Origin of the sequence: Oceanicola sp. 502str15 (assembly GCF_024105635.1) — a bacterium.
GTDB lineage: Bacteria > Pseudomonadota > Alphaproteobacteria > Rhodobacterales > Rhodobacteraceae > Vannielia.
The window spans coordinates 427057-446886 of sequence record NZ_WYDQ01000001.1 but is presented as its reverse complement, the minus strand read 5'-3'; the positions used below and the strand labels follow the sequence as shown (position 1 = coordinate 446886).

At 65.1% G+C, this 19830-nt stretch carries 17 protein-coding genes and 1 tRNA gene; 5 read left to right on the top strand and 13 right to left on the bottom strand.

What is annotated here, in order from left to right:
• Positions 1-47 precede the first annotated feature (47 nt).
• Positions 48-860 (top strand): IclR family transcriptional regulator C-terminal domain-containing protein, encoded by an 813-nt coding sequence (locus GTH22_RS02075; protein WP_256471544.1) that lies wholly within the window; start codon positions 48-50, stop codon positions 858-860.
• Here GTH22_RS02075 and GTH22_RS02070 read toward each other — a convergent pair.
• From GTH22_RS02070 to GTH22_RS02040, 7 genes are all read right to left on the bottom strand, one after another.
• Positions 843-2756: a TRAP transporter fused permease subunit gene (locus GTH22_RS02070; protein WP_256471543.1), complete on the bottom strand. Its 1914-nt coding sequence runs from the start codon at positions 2754-2756 to the stop codon at positions 843-845. The genes GTH22_RS02075 and GTH22_RS02070 overlap by 18 nt on opposite strands.
• A gap of 103 nt (positions 2757-2859) precedes the next feature.
• Entirely contained in the window at positions 2860-3873 is a 1014-nt protein-coding gene (locus tag GTH22_RS02065) for a TAXI family TRAP transporter solute-binding subunit (RefSeq protein ID WP_252942886.1), read from the bottom strand.
• A gap of 71 nt (positions 3874-3944) precedes the next feature.
• Positions 3945-5492, bottom strand: a complete 1548-nt coding sequence (locus GTH22_RS02060; RefSeq protein WP_252942885.1) for an acetolactate synthase large subunit — start codon at positions 5490-5492, stop codon at positions 3945-3947.
• A 25-nt stretch (positions 5493-5517) separates the two neighbouring features.
• On the bottom strand, positions 5518-6528 hold the full coding sequence (locus tag GTH22_RS02055; RefSeq protein WP_252942884.1) for a 2Fe-2S iron-sulfur cluster-binding protein: 1011 nt from the start codon (positions 6526-6528) through the stop codon (positions 5518-5520).
• Positions 6525-7496: a PdxA family protein gene (locus tag GTH22_RS02050; protein ID WP_252942883.1), complete on the bottom strand. Its 972-nt coding sequence runs from the start codon at positions 7494-7496 to the stop codon at positions 6525-6527. The genes GTH22_RS02055 and GTH22_RS02050 overlap by 4 nt, the downstream gene beginning before the upstream one ends.
• Entirely contained in the window at positions 7496-7981 is a 486-nt protein-coding gene (locus tag GTH22_RS02045; RefSeq protein ID WP_252942882.1) for an aromatic-ring-hydroxylating dioxygenase subunit beta, read from the bottom strand. Before GTH22_RS02045 ends, GTH22_RS02050 begins: the two co-directional genes overlap by 1 nt.
• Positions 7978-9273 (bottom strand): Rieske 2Fe-2S domain-containing protein, encoded by a 1296-nt coding sequence (locus tag GTH22_RS02040; RefSeq protein WP_252942881.1) that lies wholly within the window; start codon positions 9271-9273, stop codon positions 7978-7980. The genes GTH22_RS02045 and GTH22_RS02040 overlap by 4 nt, the downstream gene beginning before the upstream one ends.
• A gap of 119 nt (positions 9274-9392) precedes the next feature.
• Here GTH22_RS02040 and GTH22_RS02035 point away from each other — a divergent pair, with 119 nt between their 5' ends.
• The gene (locus GTH22_RS02035) at positions 9393-9965 is read left to right on the top strand and encodes an NADPH-dependent FMN reductase (protein WP_252942880.1); all 573 of its coding nucleotides are present in this window, start codon (positions 9393-9395) and stop codon (positions 9963-9965) included.
• 170 nt (positions 9966-10135) lie between these two features.
• Here GTH22_RS02035 and GTH22_RS02030 read toward each other — a convergent pair whose 3' ends face one another.
• From GTH22_RS02030 to GTH22_RS02010, 5 genes are all read right to left on the bottom strand, one after another.
• The gene (locus tag GTH22_RS02030) at positions 10136-10900 is read right to left on the bottom strand and encodes an SDR family NAD(P)-dependent oxidoreductase (protein WP_252942879.1); all 765 of its coding nucleotides are present in this window, start codon (positions 10898-10900) and stop codon (positions 10136-10138) included.
• Positions 10901-10916: 16 nt separating this feature from the next.
• Positions 10917-12089, bottom strand: a complete 1173-nt coding sequence (locus GTH22_RS02025) for a mandelate racemase/muconate lactonizing enzyme family protein (RefSeq protein WP_252942878.1) — start codon at positions 12087-12089, stop codon at positions 10917-10919.
• Between the two features lie 3 nt (positions 12090-12092).
• Complete coding sequence (locus GTH22_RS02020) at positions 12093-13379, bottom strand: TRAP transporter large permease (RefSeq protein WP_252942877.1); 1287 nt, start codon at positions 13377-13379, stop codon at positions 12093-12095.
• Positions 13376-13951 carry a TRAP transporter small permease gene (locus GTH22_RS02015; protein ID WP_252942876.1) on the bottom strand — a complete coding sequence of 192 codons (576 nt, stop codon included), beginning with the start codon at positions 13949-13951 and terminating at the stop codon, positions 13376-13378. Before GTH22_RS02015 ends, GTH22_RS02020 begins: the two co-directional genes overlap by 4 nt.
• Positions 13952-14044: 93 nt before the next feature.
• Entirely contained in the window at positions 14045-14962 is a 918-nt protein-coding gene (locus tag GTH22_RS02010) for a TRAP transporter substrate-binding protein (RefSeq protein ID WP_252942875.1), read from the bottom strand.
• Positions 14963-15113: 151 nt separating this feature from the next.
• Here GTH22_RS02010 and GTH22_RS02005 point away from each other — a divergent pair, with 151 nt between their 5' ends.
• Entirely contained in the window at positions 15114-16709 is a 1596-nt protein-coding gene (locus GTH22_RS02005; protein ID WP_252942874.1) for an SMP-30/gluconolactonase/LRE family protein, read from the top strand.
• Positions 16710-17037: 328 nt separating this feature from the next.
• On the opposite strand, the gene GTH22_RS02000 is transcribed toward GTH22_RS02005, so the two are convergent.
• Positions 17038-17127: transfer RNA gene (locus GTH22_RS02000), tRNA-Ser, on the bottom strand.
• Positions 17128-17336: 209 nt separating this feature from the next.
• On the opposite strand from GTH22_RS02000, the gene GTH22_RS01995 reads away from it, so the two are divergent.
• Entirely contained in the window at positions 17337-18431 is a 1095-nt protein-coding gene (locus GTH22_RS01995) for an SPOR domain-containing protein (RefSeq protein ID WP_252942873.1), read from the top strand.
• Positions 18432-18528: 97 nt separating this feature from the next.
• On the top strand, positions 18529-19692 hold the full coding sequence (locus GTH22_RS01990; protein WP_252942872.1) for a D-alanyl-D-alanine carboxypeptidase family protein: 1164 nt from the start codon (positions 18529-18531) through the stop codon (positions 19690-19692).
• Positions 19693-19830 lie beyond the last annotated feature (138 nt).

Below are 19830 nucleotides of genomic sequence, written 5' to 3'. Positions count from 1 at the left end.
TCCAACCGAGTTGCGCTCATGCACCTAATCCCGCAAGGTCGCCGGGAATGCGACGGCAGAGATCCCCGGCCCGGGATCGGGAATGTGTCGCCGAAGGGGGACCCTTGACCAAGAGCGGCGACAACATCGGAGGTCTGGAAAAAGGGCTGGCCATCATTGAAGTGTTCTCGACCGACCGGAAACCCTTGACCATTTCTGCTGCGGCCCAGGCCACGAACACCAGTCGCGCGAGCGCAAGGCGCAGCCTGTTGACGCTGTTGAACCTAGGCTATGTGGTACAGGTGGGGTCGGCCTTCCACCCTGCCCCGCGCCTGCTGCGGCTCGGCGATGCGTACTTCCAGAACGCCTCGCTTCCGCAACTGGCGCAGGCACATCTCGAACATGCGCGGGACGAGGTGCAGGAGTCCGTTTCGCTGGCCGTGCTCGACAATTACGAACCGGTCTTCGTCGCGCGGGCGGAAGCCGAAAAGATCGTGTCGTCGCTGGCGCGTGTCGGTCGCCGGCTGGTCGGCTACTGCTCTGCCACCGGGCGCGTGCTTCTTGCCGACCTGCCTGACGACAAGCTCGACACCTACCTCGAGCAGCTCGATCCGAAGCCGCTCACGCGGCACACCGTCACCGACAAGAGCCGGCTGCGCGAGGTGATCCTGAAGGTCCGCGAAGAGCGGGTGGCGATCACCGATGAGGAGCTTGAAGACGGGATGGCCGCGCTGGCCGTTCCCGTGGTGGACCGCGACGGCAAGACGATTGCCGCAATGAGCGTGTCCGCCTCACGGGCGCGGGTGTCGGCGGCGCAGATGAAGAGCGAGCTGCTGCCGGTGTTGCGGCGCTACGCCGAGGCCCTATCCCGCAACTTCTGAGTGGCGCAGCTTGTCTGCCGCCGCGCCCCTCTTCTGCAGCATGTAGAAGGCCGCAAGCAGGACCGGCGCAGCCAGCGCGACGGCCCAGTGATACTCCACGAGGAAGATCGCGGCGAGACCGGCGGCGAGGGCCGCAGCCCGGAGCCAGGGCGCCACGGGCCGCACGAAATGGCCCACCAGCGCGAAGGAGAGCATGAACACGCCGGCAACCCCGGCAACGATGGCGGCCGCGATCTCGCCCCATGTTCCGACCAGCAGGTAGCCGGTGTTCAGCACGAAGGCGAAGGGAATGATGTAGGCCACGACCGCGAATTTGAGCGCGTGCATCGCGGTTCGCATCGGGGCCGATCCGGCGATGGCCGCCGCGACGAAGACCGATAGGCATACCGGCGGCGTAAGGAACGACAGGGTGCCGAAGTAGAAGATGAACATATGGGCCGCCAGCCGGTCGATCCCGAGTTCTTCGAGCGCGGGGCCGATCAGGATGACGAGGATGATATAGGTGGCCGTCACAGGCACCCCCATGCCCAGAACGATGCAGCCCAGCGCCGAGAACATCAGCAGCATCCAGATGCTGTTGCCCGAGATCGCCACGAGGTTCTGCGACAGGCTGGAGCCCAAGCCGGTGAGGCCGAGGCAGCCCACCACGATGCCTGCCACGGCGCACATGATTGCAATGAAAACGGCAGCCTCGCCCGCACCGGCAATGGTCTTGAGATAGCCTTTGAAGGAGCGCCGCCATTTCGGCAGGGCGAGCGAAAGCAGCACGGTGGCCAGCGCACCTGCGAAGGCTGCGGCGGCGGGGTTCCAGTTGAGGCCGAAGAGGGCATAGAGCAGCACCGCAAAGGGCACGGCGACGGGGATGATCCGGATCGAGGCGTCGCGCAGATCGGGCAGATCCTCGCCCCTTGCGCCCGACAGCCCAGCCTTGCCGGCCTCCATGTCGACCTGGAGGTAGAGGCAGAAGTAGAAGAGCAGCGCGGGCACTGCCGCCGCAAGGGCGATGGTGGCATAGGGCACGCCGAGGAACTCGGCCATCAGGAAGCCGGTGGCGGCCATCACGGGGGGCAGGACCAGCCCGCCGGTCGAGGCAACGGCCTCCACGGCAGCGGCCTTCTCGGCGCTGTAGCCCACGCGCCGCATCAGCGGGATGGTGAGGATGCCGGTTGTCGAGACGTTGGCAGAGGCGCTGCCCGAGAGCGAGCCGAACAGCGCGCTGGAGACGATGGAGACCTTGGCAGGGCCCCCGCGCCGCTTGCCCATCAGGGCCAGAGCGAAATCGGAAATCGCATCTCCCCCGCCCACCAGAAACAGCATCTGTCCGAAGATCACGAAACTGGTCACGATGGTGGCGGCGACGTAGAGCGGCGTGCCGAAGACGGCGCCGGCGTTCAGGTAGTTGTAGGTGACCAGCCTGTCCCAACGGATCACGCGGGTTTCGAACATGCCTGAAAGGTTGTGGCCGAAGAACGCATAGGCGAGCGCCAGCAGGCCGACGCTGACCATTGCCCAGCCCGCGTGCCGCCGTGCGGACTCCAGCAGCAGGACGAGGCCGATCACGCTGACGATCACCTTGTCGGTCGTGATGAGGCCGAGATTGCGGACGATGGTTTCGTATTCGATGAAGATGTAGCCGCCCACGGCCAGGGCCGCGAGGGCGCAGAGAAGGTCGATCCAGCGCAGGGCGAAGACCTCACGGCGCAGCGCCGGCTTGGTCAGAAAGGTGATCGCCACGCAGAGGGCGAGAAAGAGCGCGAGGAACTGTTCCTTGTAGATGATGATGCCCACGCGCGGCAGGAGCTGAAGCGCATAGACGACCGAAGCGAGCGGGATCAGCATGGCCAGAGCGAAGACCGCGAGTCTCCAGACTCCGGAAAGGTGACGCCTGTTGTCCATTTTACTCTCGCTTTCCTCGACGGCCACGGGTGCGCGCACTCCGGGCCGGATGGTCTGGCTGGAAGGGGGGGCCCTCCCGCCCATGGCGGAAGGGCGAATTGCGTTACTGGCCGGAGACTTCCGCGTTGCGGGCCTCGACCTCATCGGTCCAGACGCCCTGCTCCTTGTAGAAGGAGACGGCCGCCGGGTGGTAGGGCACCATGGTCTGGGTGCTGGCAAAGCGGTCCGGTGTCCAGGTCGCAAGCGACGGGTGGATGGCCTTCAGCTCTTCGTAGTGGTCCCAGACGGCCTTGAGCACGGTTGTGACCGTTTCGTCGGACAGATCGGGGCGGGCATAGAGCGTGGTGCCATAGCTCAGAACGAAGATGTCCTCATCCGCGCCCACCGGGCCCGCCTTGACCTCGAGCGGCACGAAGGCGGCGCCGATCTCGCGGGAGCGCGCCATCGCCTCGTCGGAGGGGTCGATGGAGAGGAGCTTGGCGCCTTCGGCGGCATTCAGCTGTTGCAGAATGCCACTGCCCATCGAGCCCACGGCGGCATCGGCCCTGCCCTCGATCACGGCACTTACCCCTTCGGGGTAGCTCGACACGCTGACCACCTCGACGTCATCGGCGGTAAGCCCCGCGTTGGCGAGCGCGGCTTCGGCGGTGATCGACGAGCCCGCGAAGGCGCCGTAGTCGGCCACAACGCGTTTGCCCTTCAGGTCCGCAAGGGTCTCGATGCCGGCATTGCCGCGCACCACGATCGACAGCCGGATCGGCGAGCCGATCATCAGCGTGGTCAGCGGGTAGCCCTCGCCGCCGTTGGCGCCCTCGTAGGGGCCAATGGCCCGCGCCGCGAAATCCGCCTCGATCGGGCTCGACAGGCCGATGTCGGCCTCCTGCGTCATGAACATTGGAAAGTAGACCGTGGGCGACTGCGGCAGCACATCGACACGAATGTCGGTGTGCTTGCCGATCACTGCGCCGATGGCCTGGCTCTGGGCGTAGAACAGGCTGCCCTCCGGGTTGCCGCCCATGACGACAATCTCGGCCTCGGCCCGCGGCGCGGCGACCATGGCGGCGGCTGCAAGAGCAAGGCCGGCCACCACTGGCTTGAATGTGTTGAATTTGAACATGTTTCCTCCCTGGTTTTGCGCGTTTCAACGTTCGGTTTGACTGGGTAACAACGGAAAAATCTGTGCCTGCTTCATGGCAGCACCGCCTCGATCAGGAGCGGGCCCTGCCGGGTCGCTGCACTGGCTATGAGCGTTGCCAGCCGGGCTGCGTCCTCGACGCGCTCCGCATCAACCCCGAAACCGCGGGCGATGTCGACCCAGCCGATATCGGGCCTGTCGAGACTGAGCATTCCGCGGGCCCGAGCGCCCATCTCTGCCGTAACACCGACATTTTTCAGCTCGGCATCGAGAATATTGTAGCGGCGGTTGGAGAAGATGATGGTCGTCACGTTGGCCTGTTCGCGAGCCTGCGTCCAGAGGCCCTGCACCGTGTACATCGCGCTGCCATCGCCTTCGAGGTTGATCACCGGACGATCCGGGCAGGCCAGCGCCGCGCCCAGTGCGACGGGTATGCCGTTGCCCAGCGCCCCGGCGGGCAGTTGCAGGTAGTCGTGCGGCAGAGCACCCTGCGACAGCGGAAAGAAGTTACGCCCGGCCGATATGCTCTCGTCGACGATAATGGCCTGCGGCGGCATCGCGGCAGCGACGCATTGCAGGATCGCATCGGGGGTGAGCGCGCCGTCCGGAATGGCCAGATCCTGCGCCTGCTCCACCGGCCCGTCGGCTTTGGCGCCCAGCACCTCGCAAAGCGCCTCCAGTGCGGCGGGCGCCAGCGCCGGGTCGTCGCAGAGCCTGTGGAAGGTCGTGCCCGGATCCTCCATCGCACGCGGCTTGTCGGGATAGGCGAACATCGCGGCAGGCTTCCCGGTGCCGGCGAGGATCACGTGGCGGATGCCGGCAAAGGCCTTGCGGGCCGGGTCAATGAGCGCGGGCAGCCGCTCCACCCGCACCCGCCCGGCGCCGCGTTCGAGCCTGCCGATGCCGTAGGGTGTGGCCAGCCTTGCGCTGGTGGCCGCGGCGATCCGCCCCGCGCACGCGAGCGATACGGCACGCAGGGCGCGGCCCCCGAGCACGAGCATTGTCGGCTCACCGGACATGAGCGCCTTGGCGGCGGCTGAAATGGCCTCTTCATCGATGGCGGGCTCCGGCGCGGGCGCGGGTGGGGCGGCTACGATGCCCCCCTCCGACCAGGCGGTGTCTGCGGGCAGGACCAGGGTTGCCACCTGTCCGCCGCGCGAGCGCGCCGCTGCAATGGCTTCGGTGGCATCGGAAGACACATCGGCGGCACTGCCGCTGGTCTTCACCCAGTCCGACATCGGTTTGGCCAGCGCCTCGACATCGCTCACCAGCGCCGAGCCGGAGGCGCGATGCCAGGAGGCATGATCGCCCACCACGTTCACAACCGGCGAAGGTGCCTTGCGCGCGTTGTGCAGGTTGGCCAGCCCGCCGGAGAGCCCGAAACCCAAGTGCATCAGCGTCGCAGCCGGTTTGTCGGCCATCCGTCCGTATCCGTCCGCCGCGCCGGTGGCCACGCCCTCGAACAGGCAGAGCACGGGCCGCATGTCCTCGAACCTGTCGAGCGCGGCGACGAAATGCATCTCAGACGTGCCGGGGTTGGCAAAGCAGGTGTTCACCCCGCCCGCCAGCAATGCCCGCGTCAATGCCTCCGCTCCGTTCATCCCTGCGCCTCCTCCCCGCCGCCGGTCATGCCGAGAGCGCCTCCGCATCACCCGACGGCACGAAGGCATCGGAGAAGAACATCTCCGGGTCGAGCCCTGCCTTGGCGCAGAAGTCCCGCTGCGCCGCTTCGATCATCACCGGCGCGCCGCAGGCATAAACCTCCATCCCGCCCATGTCGGGGTAGTCCTGCAGCGCGGCGTCGTGCACCAGCCCCCGGCGGCCGTTCCAGTGGGGGTCGTCGCCGGAGACGACGGGCGTAAAGGTGAACCACTCATGCCTTGCCGCCAGCGCCTCCATCTCGACGCGCTTGTAGAGATCACCCGCCGTGTTGCCGCCCCAGTAAAGATGGAGCGGGCGCGCGCTGCCGCTGCGCACCTGGTTTTCGATGATGGAGGCAATCGGGGCAAAGCCGGTTCCCGTGGCAATCAGCAGCGCCGGAGTGTCGGCCTCGGTCAGGGTGAACTCCCCATACGGCAGCTCGACCTCGAGCACGTCCTTGGGTGCCAGGCCCGACAGCACCGCTTCCGAGAACTTGCCGCCCGGAACGTGGCGGATGTGAAGCTCCAGGCCATCGTTCTTTTGCGGCGGGTTGGCCATTGAGAAGTTCCGGCTGTCTCCGTCGGGGAGGATCACCCGCAGGTATTGGCCCGCACGAAACGGCGCGCGGCGCCCGTTGGGAAAGCGCAGGTGGATCACCGCGACGTCCTCGGCAGGGTTCTCGATCTTGCGCACCTTGCCCTCCAGCACCTTGCGCGCCACCGGGTCGACCCTGCGGATGCGCGCTGGCGCGATCTCGATGTCGGTCAGTGGCCGGGCCTGGCACAGCTTCACGCCCTGCTCGGGGCCGGTCAGATGGCCCTGCCCCCGCACCTGCGCCTCTCCGGCACAAAGGCCTCCCTCGCAGGACGCGCAGACGCCTTTCCGACAGGAGTAGGGAATGGCGAAGCCGGCGCGCTCCATCGCGTCCAGCACGGTTTCGCCTTCGTCGCACTCCACGGCGATGTCTTGGCCCTGCACGGTAATGGTGTGGCTCATTGGATGCCTCCGATCAGTCGTATCGTGCGCAGGATGGCTTCCGGGTCGGCCCGGTTCTGCCCTGCGATGTCAAACCCTGCCCCGTGCCCGACACTGGAAAACAGCACGCCACCGCCCACTGCCAGCGCCGAGGCGGTGCGCCCGGCCTTCAGCTTGACCGGGATGTGCCCCTGGTCGTGGTACATGCAGACGAAGGCATCGAAGCCTTCCATCGCCAACATGGTGTCGGCCCCGGTTGGCCCTTCCACGTCGAGCCCTTTCGCACGCAGGCTCTCGCGCGCCGGGGTCACGATTACAAGGTCTTCCGGGCCGAAAAGCCCGCCTTCACTGGCGTGAGGGTTGAAGCCGAAGAGGCCGATCCGGGGGGCCGCAATACCCATCGCCTTCAGGGCATCGGCGCCCGCAAGGGTGGCGCGCTCAATCAGCTCCGGGGATAGCCTGTTGAGCGCCCCCTTCAGCCCCTCGTGCAAGGTGACGTGAATGATGCGCAGGCCGCCTCCCACCAGCATCATGAAAACCGTGTCCGGCCCAGTACCACGCAGCTCTGCGATGAGCGGCGGGTAGCCTGCAAACTTGCGCCCGGAGGCGTTGACGGCGGTTTCCGAATGCGGGCAGCCCACGATGGCACGGCCCGTGCCACCATCGACCAGCGCCAGGGCCGCCTCGACATAGGCCACGGTCGCCCGGCCCGCCTCGGCACAAACTGCGCCCGGTGTGTGATCGGCTTTCGAAAGCGCCTCCACGGGCGCCACATCGACCGCGCCCTCCGCACCCCAGGCCCCCGGCCCTTCTGCCAGTGCAAGGCCCACGGCCTGGGCCAGCGGTGCGATCACATGGGCATCGCCCACCAGCACCGGCCTGAGCGCGGGCTCGCCCGCCAGCGCGGCGGCGGCCTTCACCGCCACCTCCGGGCCGATGCCGTTCGGGTCGCCGATGGACACCAGGATACGGTCGCGGGTGAAATCCATCAGAGTGGGAAACCCAGCAGCGTGTCGATGTAGCCGCTGTCCAGCACGACGATGCGCTTGACGATGAGCGCCTGCTCGTCGGACAGCCGCCAGCGGTCGATGTAACGCCCGGTGGCAAACAGCATCGTCGGCCCTTCGCGGGTGATCCGCGCGACCATGAAAGAGCTTTCGCACTCCACCTCGTCGCCCTCGATCGAAGTGATAAAGGGCTGGCCGATCATGTGCCGGTAGCTGTGCCGCTCGTAGACGTTGGCCTCGAAGAGCGACAGGATCCGGTCGTGCAGCATGGCCTTGCTGTCGAGCCAGATGATCCCTGCCTCGAGGTTCTGTGCGAAGTTGTCGGCCGTGGTGACCATGTAGAAGCAGTCATCCACGAAGAACTCGGGCCACTCCACGCAGTTGCCATCGTCGATGGTGTGCACATAGCGGGCCTGAGCCTCGGCGATGCGGGCGGCGGTGGCGGCGGTTTGCACGTAGTCTCTCACAGGCCCGTCCTCGCGCGGTACTCCGCCCAGAACCCCCGGATCGAGGCCTCGGTGATCCGGTCGTTGCCGGACCCGATGTCATATCCGCCCATCGCAAGCACCGCCCGCTCGCCCGAGGCTGTCGCCGTGGCACGCTGAACGAAGCCGCCGATGCAGCCGTCTTCCATGGAGACATATCCCCCCGGGCCAACGAGGTTGGCCTGCTTCAGGCGGATCTTCCGCTCTTCCGGGGTATCTTCCTCGAAGCCGAAGTAGGTCCAGTGCAATTGGGTGCTGTCGGTGGCGGTCGGCTGCACCCGCCGGACGGCCAGGCTGTTCTGGATCTGCTGCAACACGAAGTTGGGGAAGACCGTGAGGATCTGCAGGGTGATATCGTCGGGGAATTCCTTGAAGCCCTGAAGCATCGAGGTGTCCTGAAGCGCGATATCCTTGTCCGAGCGGATCTTCTGCTCGGCATAGAGGCTCGCGTTTTTCTTCTTCTCCTCGGCATCGCGGTCGATCATCGAGTAGCTGACGTGGCAGCCCCCCTCCTCGCTCACGATGATCCCGCCCTTCTGGGAGAGCCGGTTCAATTCGAAGGTGGTAAAGAAGGTGTGCAGGATCGAGGCGTGGTAGCTGTCCTTGGTGTTCTCCACGTAGAGCTTCCAGTTGTTCGGCAGGATCTGGGTGAAGCGGGCCAGCACGACCGGGGTGCGCCCGTTGAAGACCCGTGCGATCCGTCCGATCAGCTCCTCCCCAAGGTAGTCCTCGAGATCGTCCACATCCTCGTCGAAGCTGCCGAAGATCATGCCTTCGACCGTCTGCACCCGCAGCTTGCGCGGGCCGTACTTCGACATGTCGAAACCTTCGGCGATGCCACCGCAGCCCTTGATGCCATCCTTGAAGGCAATGCCCACGAGGTCGCCCTGCAGGCTGTGCGTCCAGGCGTGGTAGACGCAGGTGAAGTCTTTCACGTTGCCCCGGTCTTCCAGTGCCAGAAGCGAGCCGCGATGGGCGCAGCGGTTCTCGAAGGCATAGAACTGGCCGTCCGCGTCGCGGGTGACGATCACCGGGGTCTCGCCGACATGGACAGCCACAAAGTCACCCGGGGCGACGAGTTCGCATTCGAGGCAGAGATAATTCCAGCAAGGCCCGTGGAACACCTTGTCGGTCTCCAGCCGCCGCACGTCCTCGCGCTGGAAAACCCAGTAGGGCACACGTGTGCCGCCGTCTTCTTCGGCCCAATGGGGCGTGGTTTCGGAAGTTGGCCTGGCACCATCCATCGTCGCATGTCCTCCCTTGGCAGTGGTCATCCCGCGATGTGCGATATGCGAACACTGTACCCTCTTCGCACTTTTGTGTTTACGTATGGTGCCCAGCAGTGTCAAGACACGGCATGAGCAACGCAAAAGACCAGACAAGAAGGACACCCATGCGCACCCTCCTTTTCCTTTCGGGCAGCAGCCTTCGCACCTCGCTGAACGCGCGCCTCTCCCTCGCGGCCGCGCGTTTTGCCGAGACCAGGTTCGACGGTCAAATCAATGTCCTGACGGTCGACCTCATGGAGTACGACCTGCCCCCCATTGAGCCTTCCGCCGCCGATGATCCGAGCGTCGCAGCGCTCACGAAACTCTTCGACGGGGCCGATGGCTTCTTTGTCAGCGCCGACGAGTACACCGGCGCGTTCTCCACCCAGTTTCGACTCGCCCTGAACTGGCTGATGCTCGCAAAAGCGGCTCCGCACCCCGTCCTCTCTGGCAAGCCGACCGCACTTGTCGGAGCGGCCCCGATGGGCGTTGGAGGCATGCGGGGGCTGCCCGCGCTGAAGCATCTGCTCCAGGTCGCAGGCATGGACGTGCACATGCAACAACTCCGCCCCGACACCAGCGGCGGTCCGGTTGACGGCAACGGAAACCTGACGGCCTCTGCCGAAAACCTTATGTTGGAGGGCGCATTGGGCCGCGTTGCCGAGCTGCTGCAGGCCACGAGCCAGGATCAGGGCTGACATGTGGATGCGGCTCGGGGCGCGGTCAGGCGGAGCGCCCGGCCCTCTCGCGTGCCGTTATGGCCCGCATCCCATGGCCCACTCTGCGCGACCCCGTCGCGGAGACCCTGAAAGAGAAGCAGAGATGATCGCCGCGCCGTTTTTCAAATCGCGTTCAGCGAAGGGCGACCCTAACCGATCCAGAACCCACCGTTGATATCAAGCGTCGCCCCGGTGACATAGCGCGCTTCATCCGATGCGAGATAGGCGACCAGTCCACCGATCTCAGTGGTCTGCGCCAAACGCCCCAGTGGAATGGCAGAGGTGACCTTCTCGCGCATGGCCTCGCTCATGTGCTCGCGGATCAGATCCGTATCGACAACACCCGGCGCAATCGCGTTCGCTCGGATGCCATGCTGCGCCATCTGGCGTGCAAGTGTCTTGGTGAAGGCGAGGATGGCGCCCTTCGACGCGGCATAGTGGATCCCTCCATTCATCGCACCCTGACGGGCCACGATGGAGGAGGTCGAAATGACGGAGCCGCCACCGCGCTCGATCATCGCGGGAAGGGCGGCCTTCGTGCAGAGGAAAACACTCTTGAGGTTGATCTCCATAAGGCGATCCCACTCCGCCTCCTCCATCTCCAAAATGGGCACCGCGCGATCGATGCCTGCATTGTTCACCAGAATATCAATGCCACCGAAGGTCTCGACGACTTGCGCAACCATTGCGCTGACCGCCTCCGACCGGGACACGTCGGCCTCGATCCCGATGGCGTTGGCGCCCATTTCGGACGCGGTGCCCGCAGCCGTCTCGTGATTTACATCAACCACGGCGACGCGCGAGCCGCGTGCATGAAGCGCCTTTGCGATAGCCGCGCCGATGCCGCGCCCTGCCCCCGTCACGATGGCAACCTTGCCTGCAAGGGACCCGTCCGGGCGTTCCGATAGCGTCATGTGCTTGGCTCCAGTTTCACGCGGCGGTCGTCTCGGAATCCGCAAATTCCCGATAGTCCGCTTCGCCGATCTCCACCCCGTGGCCTGCGCCTGAAGGCGGAAGCGCGCGGCCCGTCTCGTCGAAAGTGACCTGCGCGCCGAGCTGATCCCTGAGCGGGTTGGGCAGGCGATTGACCTCGAATGTCGACACGTTTCCGAGCGCTGCCGCGAGGTGCAGGCTGCAGGAAACGGCGACATTCCCCCCGACGCCGTGAGGCGCAATGGTCGCGCCTCGGCGTTGCGCCATCCCGTTCACCTCCAGCATCGCGCTGACGCCGCCAATGCGGCTCACGTTCGGCTGGATGATCCGAAGCCCCGCCTCGCCCATCAGCCGGTCCAGCGCCTCCGGTGTAAATTCGTTCTCGCCTCCGGCCAAAGGAATATCCGTGATGCGGGCGAGCTTGCGCAGCCCCTCCGTATCTTCCGGCGGCAACGGCTCTTCCAGCCATGCAATGTCGAGCCCGGCAAGCGCGCCCACCAGCTCGCGGGCGCCGTCGAAGTCGTAGCCGCAATTGGCGTCCAGCATGAGCTTCTTGTCGGGGCCTATGGCCTCTCGCACGGCGACGATGTGGGGCATATCCTCGGCCGCGCTCTTGCGCCCGATCTTCAGTTTCATACCGGCGAAGCTGGCGACCAAACGGCGCGCCGCCTCTGCCGACTGCTCAGGCGTCGGCAGGAACGGCACGGGGCTGACATAGGTCTCGATTGGCCGGGGCGCGGCCCCGAGAAGCGTGGCGAGAGGTTTGCCCGCCCGATGGGCGTCGAGATCCCAGAGTGCGATATCGACACCACTCAGCGCTTCCATGGCCGGGCCCCGGGTGTGACCGAGCGCGAGGAAAAACCGCTTGAGCGCCGCAGTCATCGCAGACGGCGTTTCGAGGGGCATGCCGATGAGGGCCGGGGCCATGACGCGATTGATGAACTCGGCCACCGGATAGGGCGTCGGCAGCCCGAAACACTCGCCTACCCCCTGTGCCCCGTCCGAGGAGGTTGCCAGCACCAAAGTGCAATATTGCCCCCTGCGCGGGATCGACTGGAAGTGGCTGGCCGGGCGCAGGATCTCCTGCGGAATACGATCCTCCCCACCGTAGATCGCAGCGAAGGATGCCGTCAGCGGCACGGCCCGGATGGTCTCAAGCTTGACGGTCATGATCTATTGTCCAACTAGATTTGGCAGGAATGTGGTGAGGGCCGGAAAGACGATGAGCAGCCCCAGCAGAATGAGCAGCGGGATATAGAGCGGCATCATCGCCACCAGCAGCCGCGACATCGAAACCTGCGCGACGTCCATCATGATGAACAGGATCATCCCGACCGGGGGCGTCGTGATGCCGATCACGACATTCACCACCACCACGACACCGAAGTGGATGGGGTCGATCCCCACGGCCTGGATCAAGGGATATACCATCGGCACCGCAATCAGCAGGATCGGCGTCGGCTCCATGACCATGCCGGCCACGAAGAGACCTGCGCTGATGATTAGCAATACGGTGAGCGGATCGGAACTGAGGGCGAGGATGCTGTCGGTCAGGATCGCCGGAAGATTGTTCACCGCGATGATCCAGCCAAACGGGATGCCCACGGCAATCATGAAGAGGATCATCCCGCAGGACACCACGGTTTCACGCAGGGCAAACTGCAGACGCCGCCAGGAGAGCGTGCGGTAGAGCAGCCCCAGCAGAAGCGCGTAGAGGCAGGTCAGCGCGCCCAGCTCCGTCGGTGTTGCCACGCCAAACAGCAAGCCGCTCACGAGCAGGACCGGCGCAGCAAGGGCAGGCAGCGCGCGCAGGAAGGCGCGCCCGATGTCGGGCACCTCGGCGCGCTTGCGCAGCGGTGCTTCGATCCGTCCGGTGACGGCCAGGATATAGACCGTAATCATCAGCGCAGCGCCCATCAGCAGGCCGGGGATGATGCCTGCGAGGAACATGTCGCTGATCGAGACCTGCGCCATGACTGCGTAAACCACCATGATGACGCTCGGTGGGATGATCGGACCGATGATGGACGAAGCGGCAGTGATGGCCGCGCTGAACTCCGCGCTGAAGCCCGCCTTCTTCATTGCCCGCACCTCGATGGCACCGAGCCCGGCAGCATCGGCAGCAGCAACGCCCGAGATTCCGGCAAAGATGATGCTCGCCATGATGTTCACATGCGCAAGGCTGCCGCGAATGTGTCCGACGAGAGACAGGGCGAAGCCGAAGATCCGCTCGGCCACTCCGGTCTGGTTCAACAGGTTGCCGGCCAGAATGAATGTCGGGATCGCGAGAAACGGAAAGCTCTCCAGCCCCGGGGCCATGCGCTGGATGATGATTGTGACCGGGAAAAGCCCGTCGATCAGCATGTAGGCCACAGAGGAGGCCAGCATTGCAAAGGCCACCGGCACCTCGAGGACGAGGAGGAGCGCGAAGAGGATCAGCATTACGACAAGGGGGCTCATGCACCATCTCCGCGCGCAGTCTGTGCATCGAAAATCGCATCCGAGAGAGACGGGTCTTCGATCGGCGCGAGAATGGGGGAGACGCCTCCCCTCGCCGCGTCCGCCGCGTAGAACAGGGCGGTGAGCGTCATGGATATGAAGGTGACGAGTGTTGGCACCGTGAAGAACCAGTGGAGCTTGATGTCGACCGGCAGGCCAACCGTGCTCTGGAGCCGCTCGGTGCGCATGGCGTCGGGGATGTAGGCGATGACGGTGAGCAGAACCGCCGCGATGATCAGGTGGATGACAACATGCGTGAGCGCTCGAACGCGCGGGCCGACAAATGTTGCGTAGGTCTGGATCGCGATGTGGCGCTTCATCTTGTAGGTGACGGAGGCCGCGACGAAGGCCAGCCAGATCAAGAGATAGGTTGCCAGTTCCTCGGCCCATATGGACGGCTGACCGAGGATGTATCGCGAGAAGACCTGGTTCAGCATGATCACGATGATGACGGACAAGGCGATGATCGCCAGCGCCACTTCAAGGCGACCAAGCAGTCGCAAGCCAGAGCGACCGAAATCTAGCAGGGCCATGAGAGGCATCTCCATGCGGTGAGCGGCACCTTGGCCGCGATAGACAGGATGTATCGCCGGCCTTTGGAATGGCCGGCGATTGAAGCGATTGGATCAGAGACCCTGAATTTTCTGCCAGAGACCGGCACTCCACAGCCCCTCGGCTTCCATCTTCTCCACGGCACCAGCGACCTTGTCCTGGAAAGGCTTGATGTCGATGTCGGAAATCGTTGCCCCGTCGGCTTCAAAGCCTTCCAGAACCGTCGTCGTTTCCTTTTCGGCCTGAGCCATGCCCCAGTCCGTCGCGGTCTCGGCGATCTCCTTCATCTTGGCGCGCTGCGCCTCGTCCAGGGTCGCCCAGGCGCGCTCGTTGATCGAGATGTGGACGGTGGAATAGAGGTGATCGGTCCGCGTTACAAAAGGTGCGGCCTTCTGGAAGTTCTGCTTGCCGGCATCGCTCGGCGGCCCCTCAGCCGCGACAACGACGCCCGTGTTGAGCGCAAGGTAGACCTCGCTCCAGGCCACCTGTGTGGGTTGTGTGCCAATGGCCGTCCAAAGCTCGAGGTAGGATTTGAGCTGCGGCACCCGCATCTTGATGTTCTGCAGATCCTCGAGGCCGTTCACCTGCTCCTTGGTGAAGAGCATGCGGGGCTGGGTCGGACGCGCGCCCAGAATGCGCACCCCCGCGGCGATCGCCTGTTCTTCCAGCGGATCGAAGAGGTCGCTCTCGATGAAGGCCACCATGTGCTGCGGGTCGCGGAACGTGAAGCCCCACCCCAAGATCTGCATGTCGGGCACGTAGTTCGCGAACCATACCAGCTCGTTGCAGAAGATATCGATCGTGCCCGAGACGTGCTGCTCCATGACCGACTTTGCCGAGCCAAGCGCCTCGCCCTGCACGAAATTCAGCCCGACATCGGGAAGCTCCTCACGGACCCCATTCACGAACTCCTGGCACATCCGATCTTTCAGCGAGCCGACCGGGTCCGCCGCAGCGACCACCAGATCACGCGCCTGCGCCGGCAAGGCCATCGCGCTCAAGACCAATGCGCACATCGTTGGTTTCAAATTTCTCATTGCATCCTCCCTAGCATGTCCATATTGTGGACACATGTTCATAATGTGAAACTAGGTTATGCAGGGCCTAGCCGCAATCCAAATTTGCGCCGGAGGAGGAAATGCAATGGCTCCCGACGAGACCAAAGGCGCTGGATCGCTTCGCAAGGCATTGAAACTGTTGAGCCTTGTGAAGCAGAAATCCGGCGGCGCAGATGTTCGCAGCCTCGTAGATCAGTCCGGCCTGACCCGCCCCACAGTCTACAGGATGATCGCCGCCCTCACCGAAGAGGGCTTCCTGAAACAAGATGATTCGACGCGCAAGGTTGCGCTGGGGCCCAAGTTTCTGGAATTGGCTCAGGAGGTCTGGAGCGACAACGACCTGCGCGGCGCCGCGCGAGCGGACCTCCAGCGGCTGGCAAGGGAAACCGGCGCGGCCGCATTGCTCATGGTGCGGTCCGGACAGGTCGCGAGCTGTGTCGAACTGGTCCAGGGGCGCCATGGCGCACACGGCTGGCACCTCGGAATGGCACGCCCGGTCGAGGACTGCGCCGGGGGCCTAGCCCTGCTGGCCTATGACGACTGGACCGACCTCGACAATGGCTCCGACAATCTCGCCTTCGAGGCACGCCGCCAGCTCAAGTCCCGCCTCGGGGTGGTGCGCTCCCGCTTCTATGCCGTCGATACCGCAGTCGGTGAGAACAGCAGCCAAGGCGTGGCCGCGCCCATCTTCGATGTCGCTGGTCGCCCGATTGGAGCGCTTTGCCTCTACGGAGACACCGGAGCCCCCCTCCACGAGTACGGCGCGGCTGTCGTTCAGGCCGCCCGCGACATTTCGAAGGCCCGCGGCGGCTACCCGTTCAGCATCTCCCTGCCCAGCACTCCTATCGACCCCTCCCCCGCCGGCGTCGACCTGCTCTCAGACTGCAATTGCCTGATAGGCGACAACCCCTGCCTTGATGGCAATCATCTCTACTGGATCGACATCCTCGGCCCTGCCCTCTACCGCTTCGATCTGGCAACCAAGACCCTCACTTGCCTGCATCAGAACGAGGTGACCGGAGCGCTTCTGCGCCTGAAGCCCGGAAGGTTTCTTCTGGCGCAGCAGACCACCCTCACGGTGCTCGATGCCGAAGGAAGAGCCTTGGAGCATCGGCAGGTATCGGGCCTGCCGCCCGGCTTCCGCTACAACGACGGCGCCGTCGACGCCGCAGGCCGTATCGTGCTCGGCGTCATGGATATGGCCGTCACACGCGGGACCGGCATGTTGCATTGCTACGAGAGCCTCAACGCAGCGCCAACCACCCTGCCCGGCTTCAGCCTCCCGAACGGCATCGCCTTTACGCCGGACGGCACCCGGATGCTCGTTGTGGACTCGATGGAAAAGTCACTGAGCACCTTCGCCTATGATCCGCTCACCGGCGCCGCGAGCCTTGAAGGGCGAACCCCGCTTCTGGACGGCCTGGAGGGCCGCCCGAGCGGCCTCACCCCCGGCCCGGATGGCACGTTTTTCATCTGCCATTGGGATGGCGGTGCCGTCCTCCAGATTGATCAAGACGCTCAGGTTCTGGCGACCCACAAGGTCCCGGTCCCGCGCCCTTCCGGGGTTCACCATGATGCGGCAAACAATCGGCTCATTGTTACCTCCGCTCGAGTACGTCTTTCCGAAGCGGATGTTGATGCCTTCCCTCATTCCGGCAGCACGATGACCTGCGCCCTCTGAGACGGCGCTGGCCTTAGCAGTAATGCGTTCTGGGCCATGCAATGTGCCGCGTGGATCTTGGGCCAGTGCGCATGCTTAAGAGCACGCCCAAGGCAGGGTAAACGCGCGCTGCGAGTGAGAAGAGCTGGATTCAGGTGATTTTCGCTGCAGCACAGTAAGCTGCGTGGGAGAAATCAGGCAACCTACTGGGATAGGCATAAGGGCCAATCTCATCAGGCCAGACAGAATAGGCGTCGCCCCCTCCCGATTGCAGGGCGATCTAAACCGAACAAAAAAACCGAAAATCCGCAATCAACCAGATTGGAAAAATGCTCTTTCATGGGGGAATTGGCGGAGGAGGTGGGATTCGAACCCACGGTACGCTTTCACGCACGCCGGTTTTCAAGACCGGTGCATTCGACCACTCTGCCACTCCTCCGGCATCGGCCTGCGCGGCCCAGAAACACGCGACCCGTAGAAAAGGCAACACCCCTCACGCCGATTTTTGCCACGGCACGATATCTCGGGTTTCCATGCGGCCCTCACCTATGTATTGTGACGTTCAAGAGCAGTTCAGCCGGAAAACCGGCGGCAAATTCAGCCACGGCGGGCAACGATCCCGACCGAAGGCGGACAAGGGGGCGAAGCATGGGCAAGGGCAAACTCCTTCATGTGGGCGTGGTATCGGTGTCGGTTCTGGCACTGGCGGCCTGTGAGGATGGCGCGGGGCTTAAGTTCGGCGGCAAGAAGGCCGGCACGGAAGTGTCTGCCGCAGCCAGTCGCCCGGCGGCCACCAAGCTGGTGGAACGCGATGTCGAGGCGCCCGAAGTCTTCTCGAAGAACGAAGCCGGTCTGTGGGACGGTCGCCCCTCTCTGGGTGGCGTCTGGATCGCCCACCCCGATGTGAAGGAGCCCGAGCGTGTCATCATCCGCAACGAGGCCAACGGCAAATTCGTGATCGGGGCGCTGTTCAAACGCGAGCGCGACAACCCGGGGCCGAAGCTCCAGGTGTCGTCCGATGCCGCCAATGCGCTCGGGCTGCTGCCCGGTGCGCCGACCAAGCTGAACGTCGTGGCGCTTGTGCGCGAGGAGGTGCCCGAGCAGGCGCCCGCCGCTGTTGCCGCCGCGCCGACCGACGCCGCAACCATCGCCAAGCCGGAAGATATCGAGCAGAAATCGCTCGATGCGCCGCTGGCCGCCGCCGAAGCCGCGATTGCCGCGGCCGAAGGGGCCGGCACGGCCGGTGCCGGGGCCGCAGATGCGGCAGTTGAAACCGCCGCCGCCACACAGGCGCAGCCGGAGAAGGCCAAGAAGGGCTTCTGGAACCGGCTGAAAGGCAAGAAATCCCAGCGCAGCAAGGCCGATGCGACGATCTCCGCCGCCGCCGATGCCGCCCCGCCCACGGCGCCGGTCGCCGTGGCCACACCCGAGATCTCCGCCGCGCCGCTGGCCCCCACGGCCGCAGCCGCCCCTGCCGCCGCGCCCAAGGCCGCGGGCCCCAAGCCCTCCGGTGGCAAGAACTATATCCAGATCGGGATCTTCTCGGTCGAAGGCAACGCCAACCGCACCGCCGCCAATATGCGCAAGGCGGGCGTGGTGCCCACGGTCTACGAACAGCAGAGCGCCGGCAAGACATTCTGGCGCGTCGTGATCGGCCCTGCGCATAGTGCCGCCGATCGCGCGGCTCTTCTCGAAAAAGTTAAGGCGATGGGCTTCCAGGACGCGTATTTTGTGAGCAACTGAGGCGGGACTCAGCCCCGGACTGACATTCGGGCCAGCCCGCCCTGCACCACCCCCGGCCCGCAGGCGCCGGGACCGGACAGGAAAGGACATCCGCCCCATGCTTCGCCTCCGCGGCTTCGCACCGCTCCTCGCCGCAGCCATCATGGCCGCCGCCACAACCGCAGCAGCCGCCTTCGAGACCCGCGCCACCTCGGCCTGGGTGGTCGACGAGACGACCGGCACGATCCTGCTCTCCAAGAACGCCGACACCTCGCTGCCGCCAGCCTCAATGTCCAAGCTGATGACGCTGAACATGCTGTTCGAGGCGCTGCGCGACGGACGGGTGACGCTGGATACGACGTTTACGGTCAGCGAGCGGGCCAAGAACATGGGCGGCTCGTCGATGTTTCTCAACACCACCGACCGGCCATCGGTCGAGCAGCTGATCCAGGGGATCGTGGTGCAGTCGGGCAATGACGCCTGCGTGGTTGTGGCCGAGGGGCTGGCGGGCACGGAAGACGGCTTTGCGCGGCTGATGAACGATCGGGCGCGGGATCTGGGCATGGAAAACTCGACCTTTGCCAATGCCTCGGGCTGGCCGAACCCGGGCCAGCGGATGTCGATGCACGACCTCGGCATCCTGGCGCTGCGGCTGATCCGGGAGTTTCCGGAGTACTACGGCTACTTCGGCATGGAGAAATTCGAGTTCGACGGGCGGGTGCCGACCAATCACAACAACCGCAACCCGCTGCTGAAACTGGGCATCGGGGCGGACGGGCTGAAGACCGGCCATACAACCGAAGCGGGCTACGGGCTCGTGGGCTCGGCCAAGCAGGGCAACCGGCGGATCGTCTTTGTCGTCACCGGCCTGCCGAGCGAGGATGCGCGCAAGCAGGAGGCGATCAACATCGTCAACTGGGCGTTCCGGCAGTTCGTGCAGAAGACCGTGGCCGATGAGGGGACGCGGGTGGCCGAGGCGCCGGTCTGGATGGGGGCCGAGGCCCGCGTGGGCCTTGTGCTGGCAAAGGATCTCGATGTGCTGATGCCAGCGCTCGCGCAGGACAGCCTGAAGGCCGAGGTGAGCTACGAAGGCCCGCTGCGCGCGCCCCTCGCCGCCGGAGACGAGGTCGCCAGCCTCACCGTGAGCCTGCCCGACATGGAGCCGATCACGGTGCCGCTGGTGGCGGAGCGCGATATTCCCAAGGGCGGCTTCCTGCCCCGGCTGAAGACCGCGGCGGGCGTGCTGATGAAGCAGTTCGCGACCCAAGCCGCGCCGCAATAGGGCTGGTCGGAGCGGCGGGACAAGTCCCGCCCTACGCCGCCGTCACGGGTCGTTGCCTGATTGCGGCGCTGTGCAAGCGGAGGCGGTGCGCGATGGCGGCAAGCCCCGTCGCCATTGGGCTCGAACCAATGGCGCCCC

Coding starts and splice junctions, on each gene's coding strand:
- GTH22_RS02075 (WP_256471544.1), top strand. CDS start 48: ATGCGACGGCAGAGATCCCCGGCCCGGGATCGGGAATGTGTCGCCGAA.
- GTH22_RS02040 (WP_252942881.1), bottom strand. CDS start 9,273: ATGACCACTGCCAAGGGAGGACATGCGACGATGGATGGTGCCAGGCCA.
- GTH22_RS02015 (WP_252942876.1), bottom strand. CDS start 13,951: ATGGCCCTGCTAGATTTCGGTCGCTCTGGCTTGCGACTGCTTGGTCGC.
- GTH22_RS01995 (WP_252942873.1), top strand. CDS start 17,337: ATGGGCAAGGGCAAACTCCTTCATGTGGGCGTGGTATCGGTGTCGGTT.
- GTH22_RS02055 (WP_252942884.1), bottom strand. CDS start 6,528: ATGAGCCACACCATTACCGTGCAGGGCCAAGACATCGCCGTGGAGTGC.
- GTH22_RS02005 (WP_252942874.1), top strand. CDS start 15,114: ATGGCTCCCGACGAGACCAAAGGCGCTGGATCGCTTCGCAAGGCATTG.
- GTH22_RS02065 (WP_252942886.1), bottom strand. CDS start 3,873: ATGTTCAAATTCAACACATTCAAGCCAGTGGTGGCCGGCCTTGCTCTT.
- GTH22_RS02035 (WP_252942880.1), top strand. CDS start 9,393: ATGCGCACCCTCCTTTTCCTTTCGGGCAGCAGCCTTCGCACCTCGCTG.
- GTH22_RS02050 (WP_252942883.1), bottom strand. CDS start 7,496: ATGGATTTCACCCGCGACCGTATCCTGGTGTCCATCGGCGACCCGAAC.
- GTH22_RS02020 (WP_252942877.1), bottom strand. CDS start 13,379: ATGAGCCCCCTTGTCGTAATGCTGATCCTCTTCGCGCTCCTCCTCGTC.
- GTH22_RS01990 (WP_252942872.1), top strand. CDS start 18,529: ATGCTTCGCCTCCGCGGCTTCGCACCGCTCCTCGCCGCAGCCATCATG.
- GTH22_RS02030 (WP_252942879.1), bottom strand. CDS start 10,900: ATGACGCTATCGGAACGCCCGGACGGGTCCCTTGCAGGCAAGGTTGCC.
- GTH22_RS02070 (WP_256471543.1), bottom strand. CDS start 2,756: ATGGACAACAGGCGTCACCTTTCCGGAGTCTGGAGACTCGCGGTCTTC.
- GTH22_RS02025 (WP_252942878.1), bottom strand. CDS start 12,089: ATGACCGTCAAGCTTGAGACCATCCGGGCCGTGCCGCTGACGGCATCC.
- GTH22_RS02060 (WP_252942885.1), bottom strand. CDS start 5,492: ATGAACGGAGCGGAGGCATTGACGCGGGCATTGCTGGCGGGCGGGGTG.
- GTH22_RS02010 (WP_252942875.1), bottom strand. CDS start 14,962: ATGGCCTTGCCGGCGCAGGCGCGTGATCTGGTGGTCGCTGCGGCGGAC.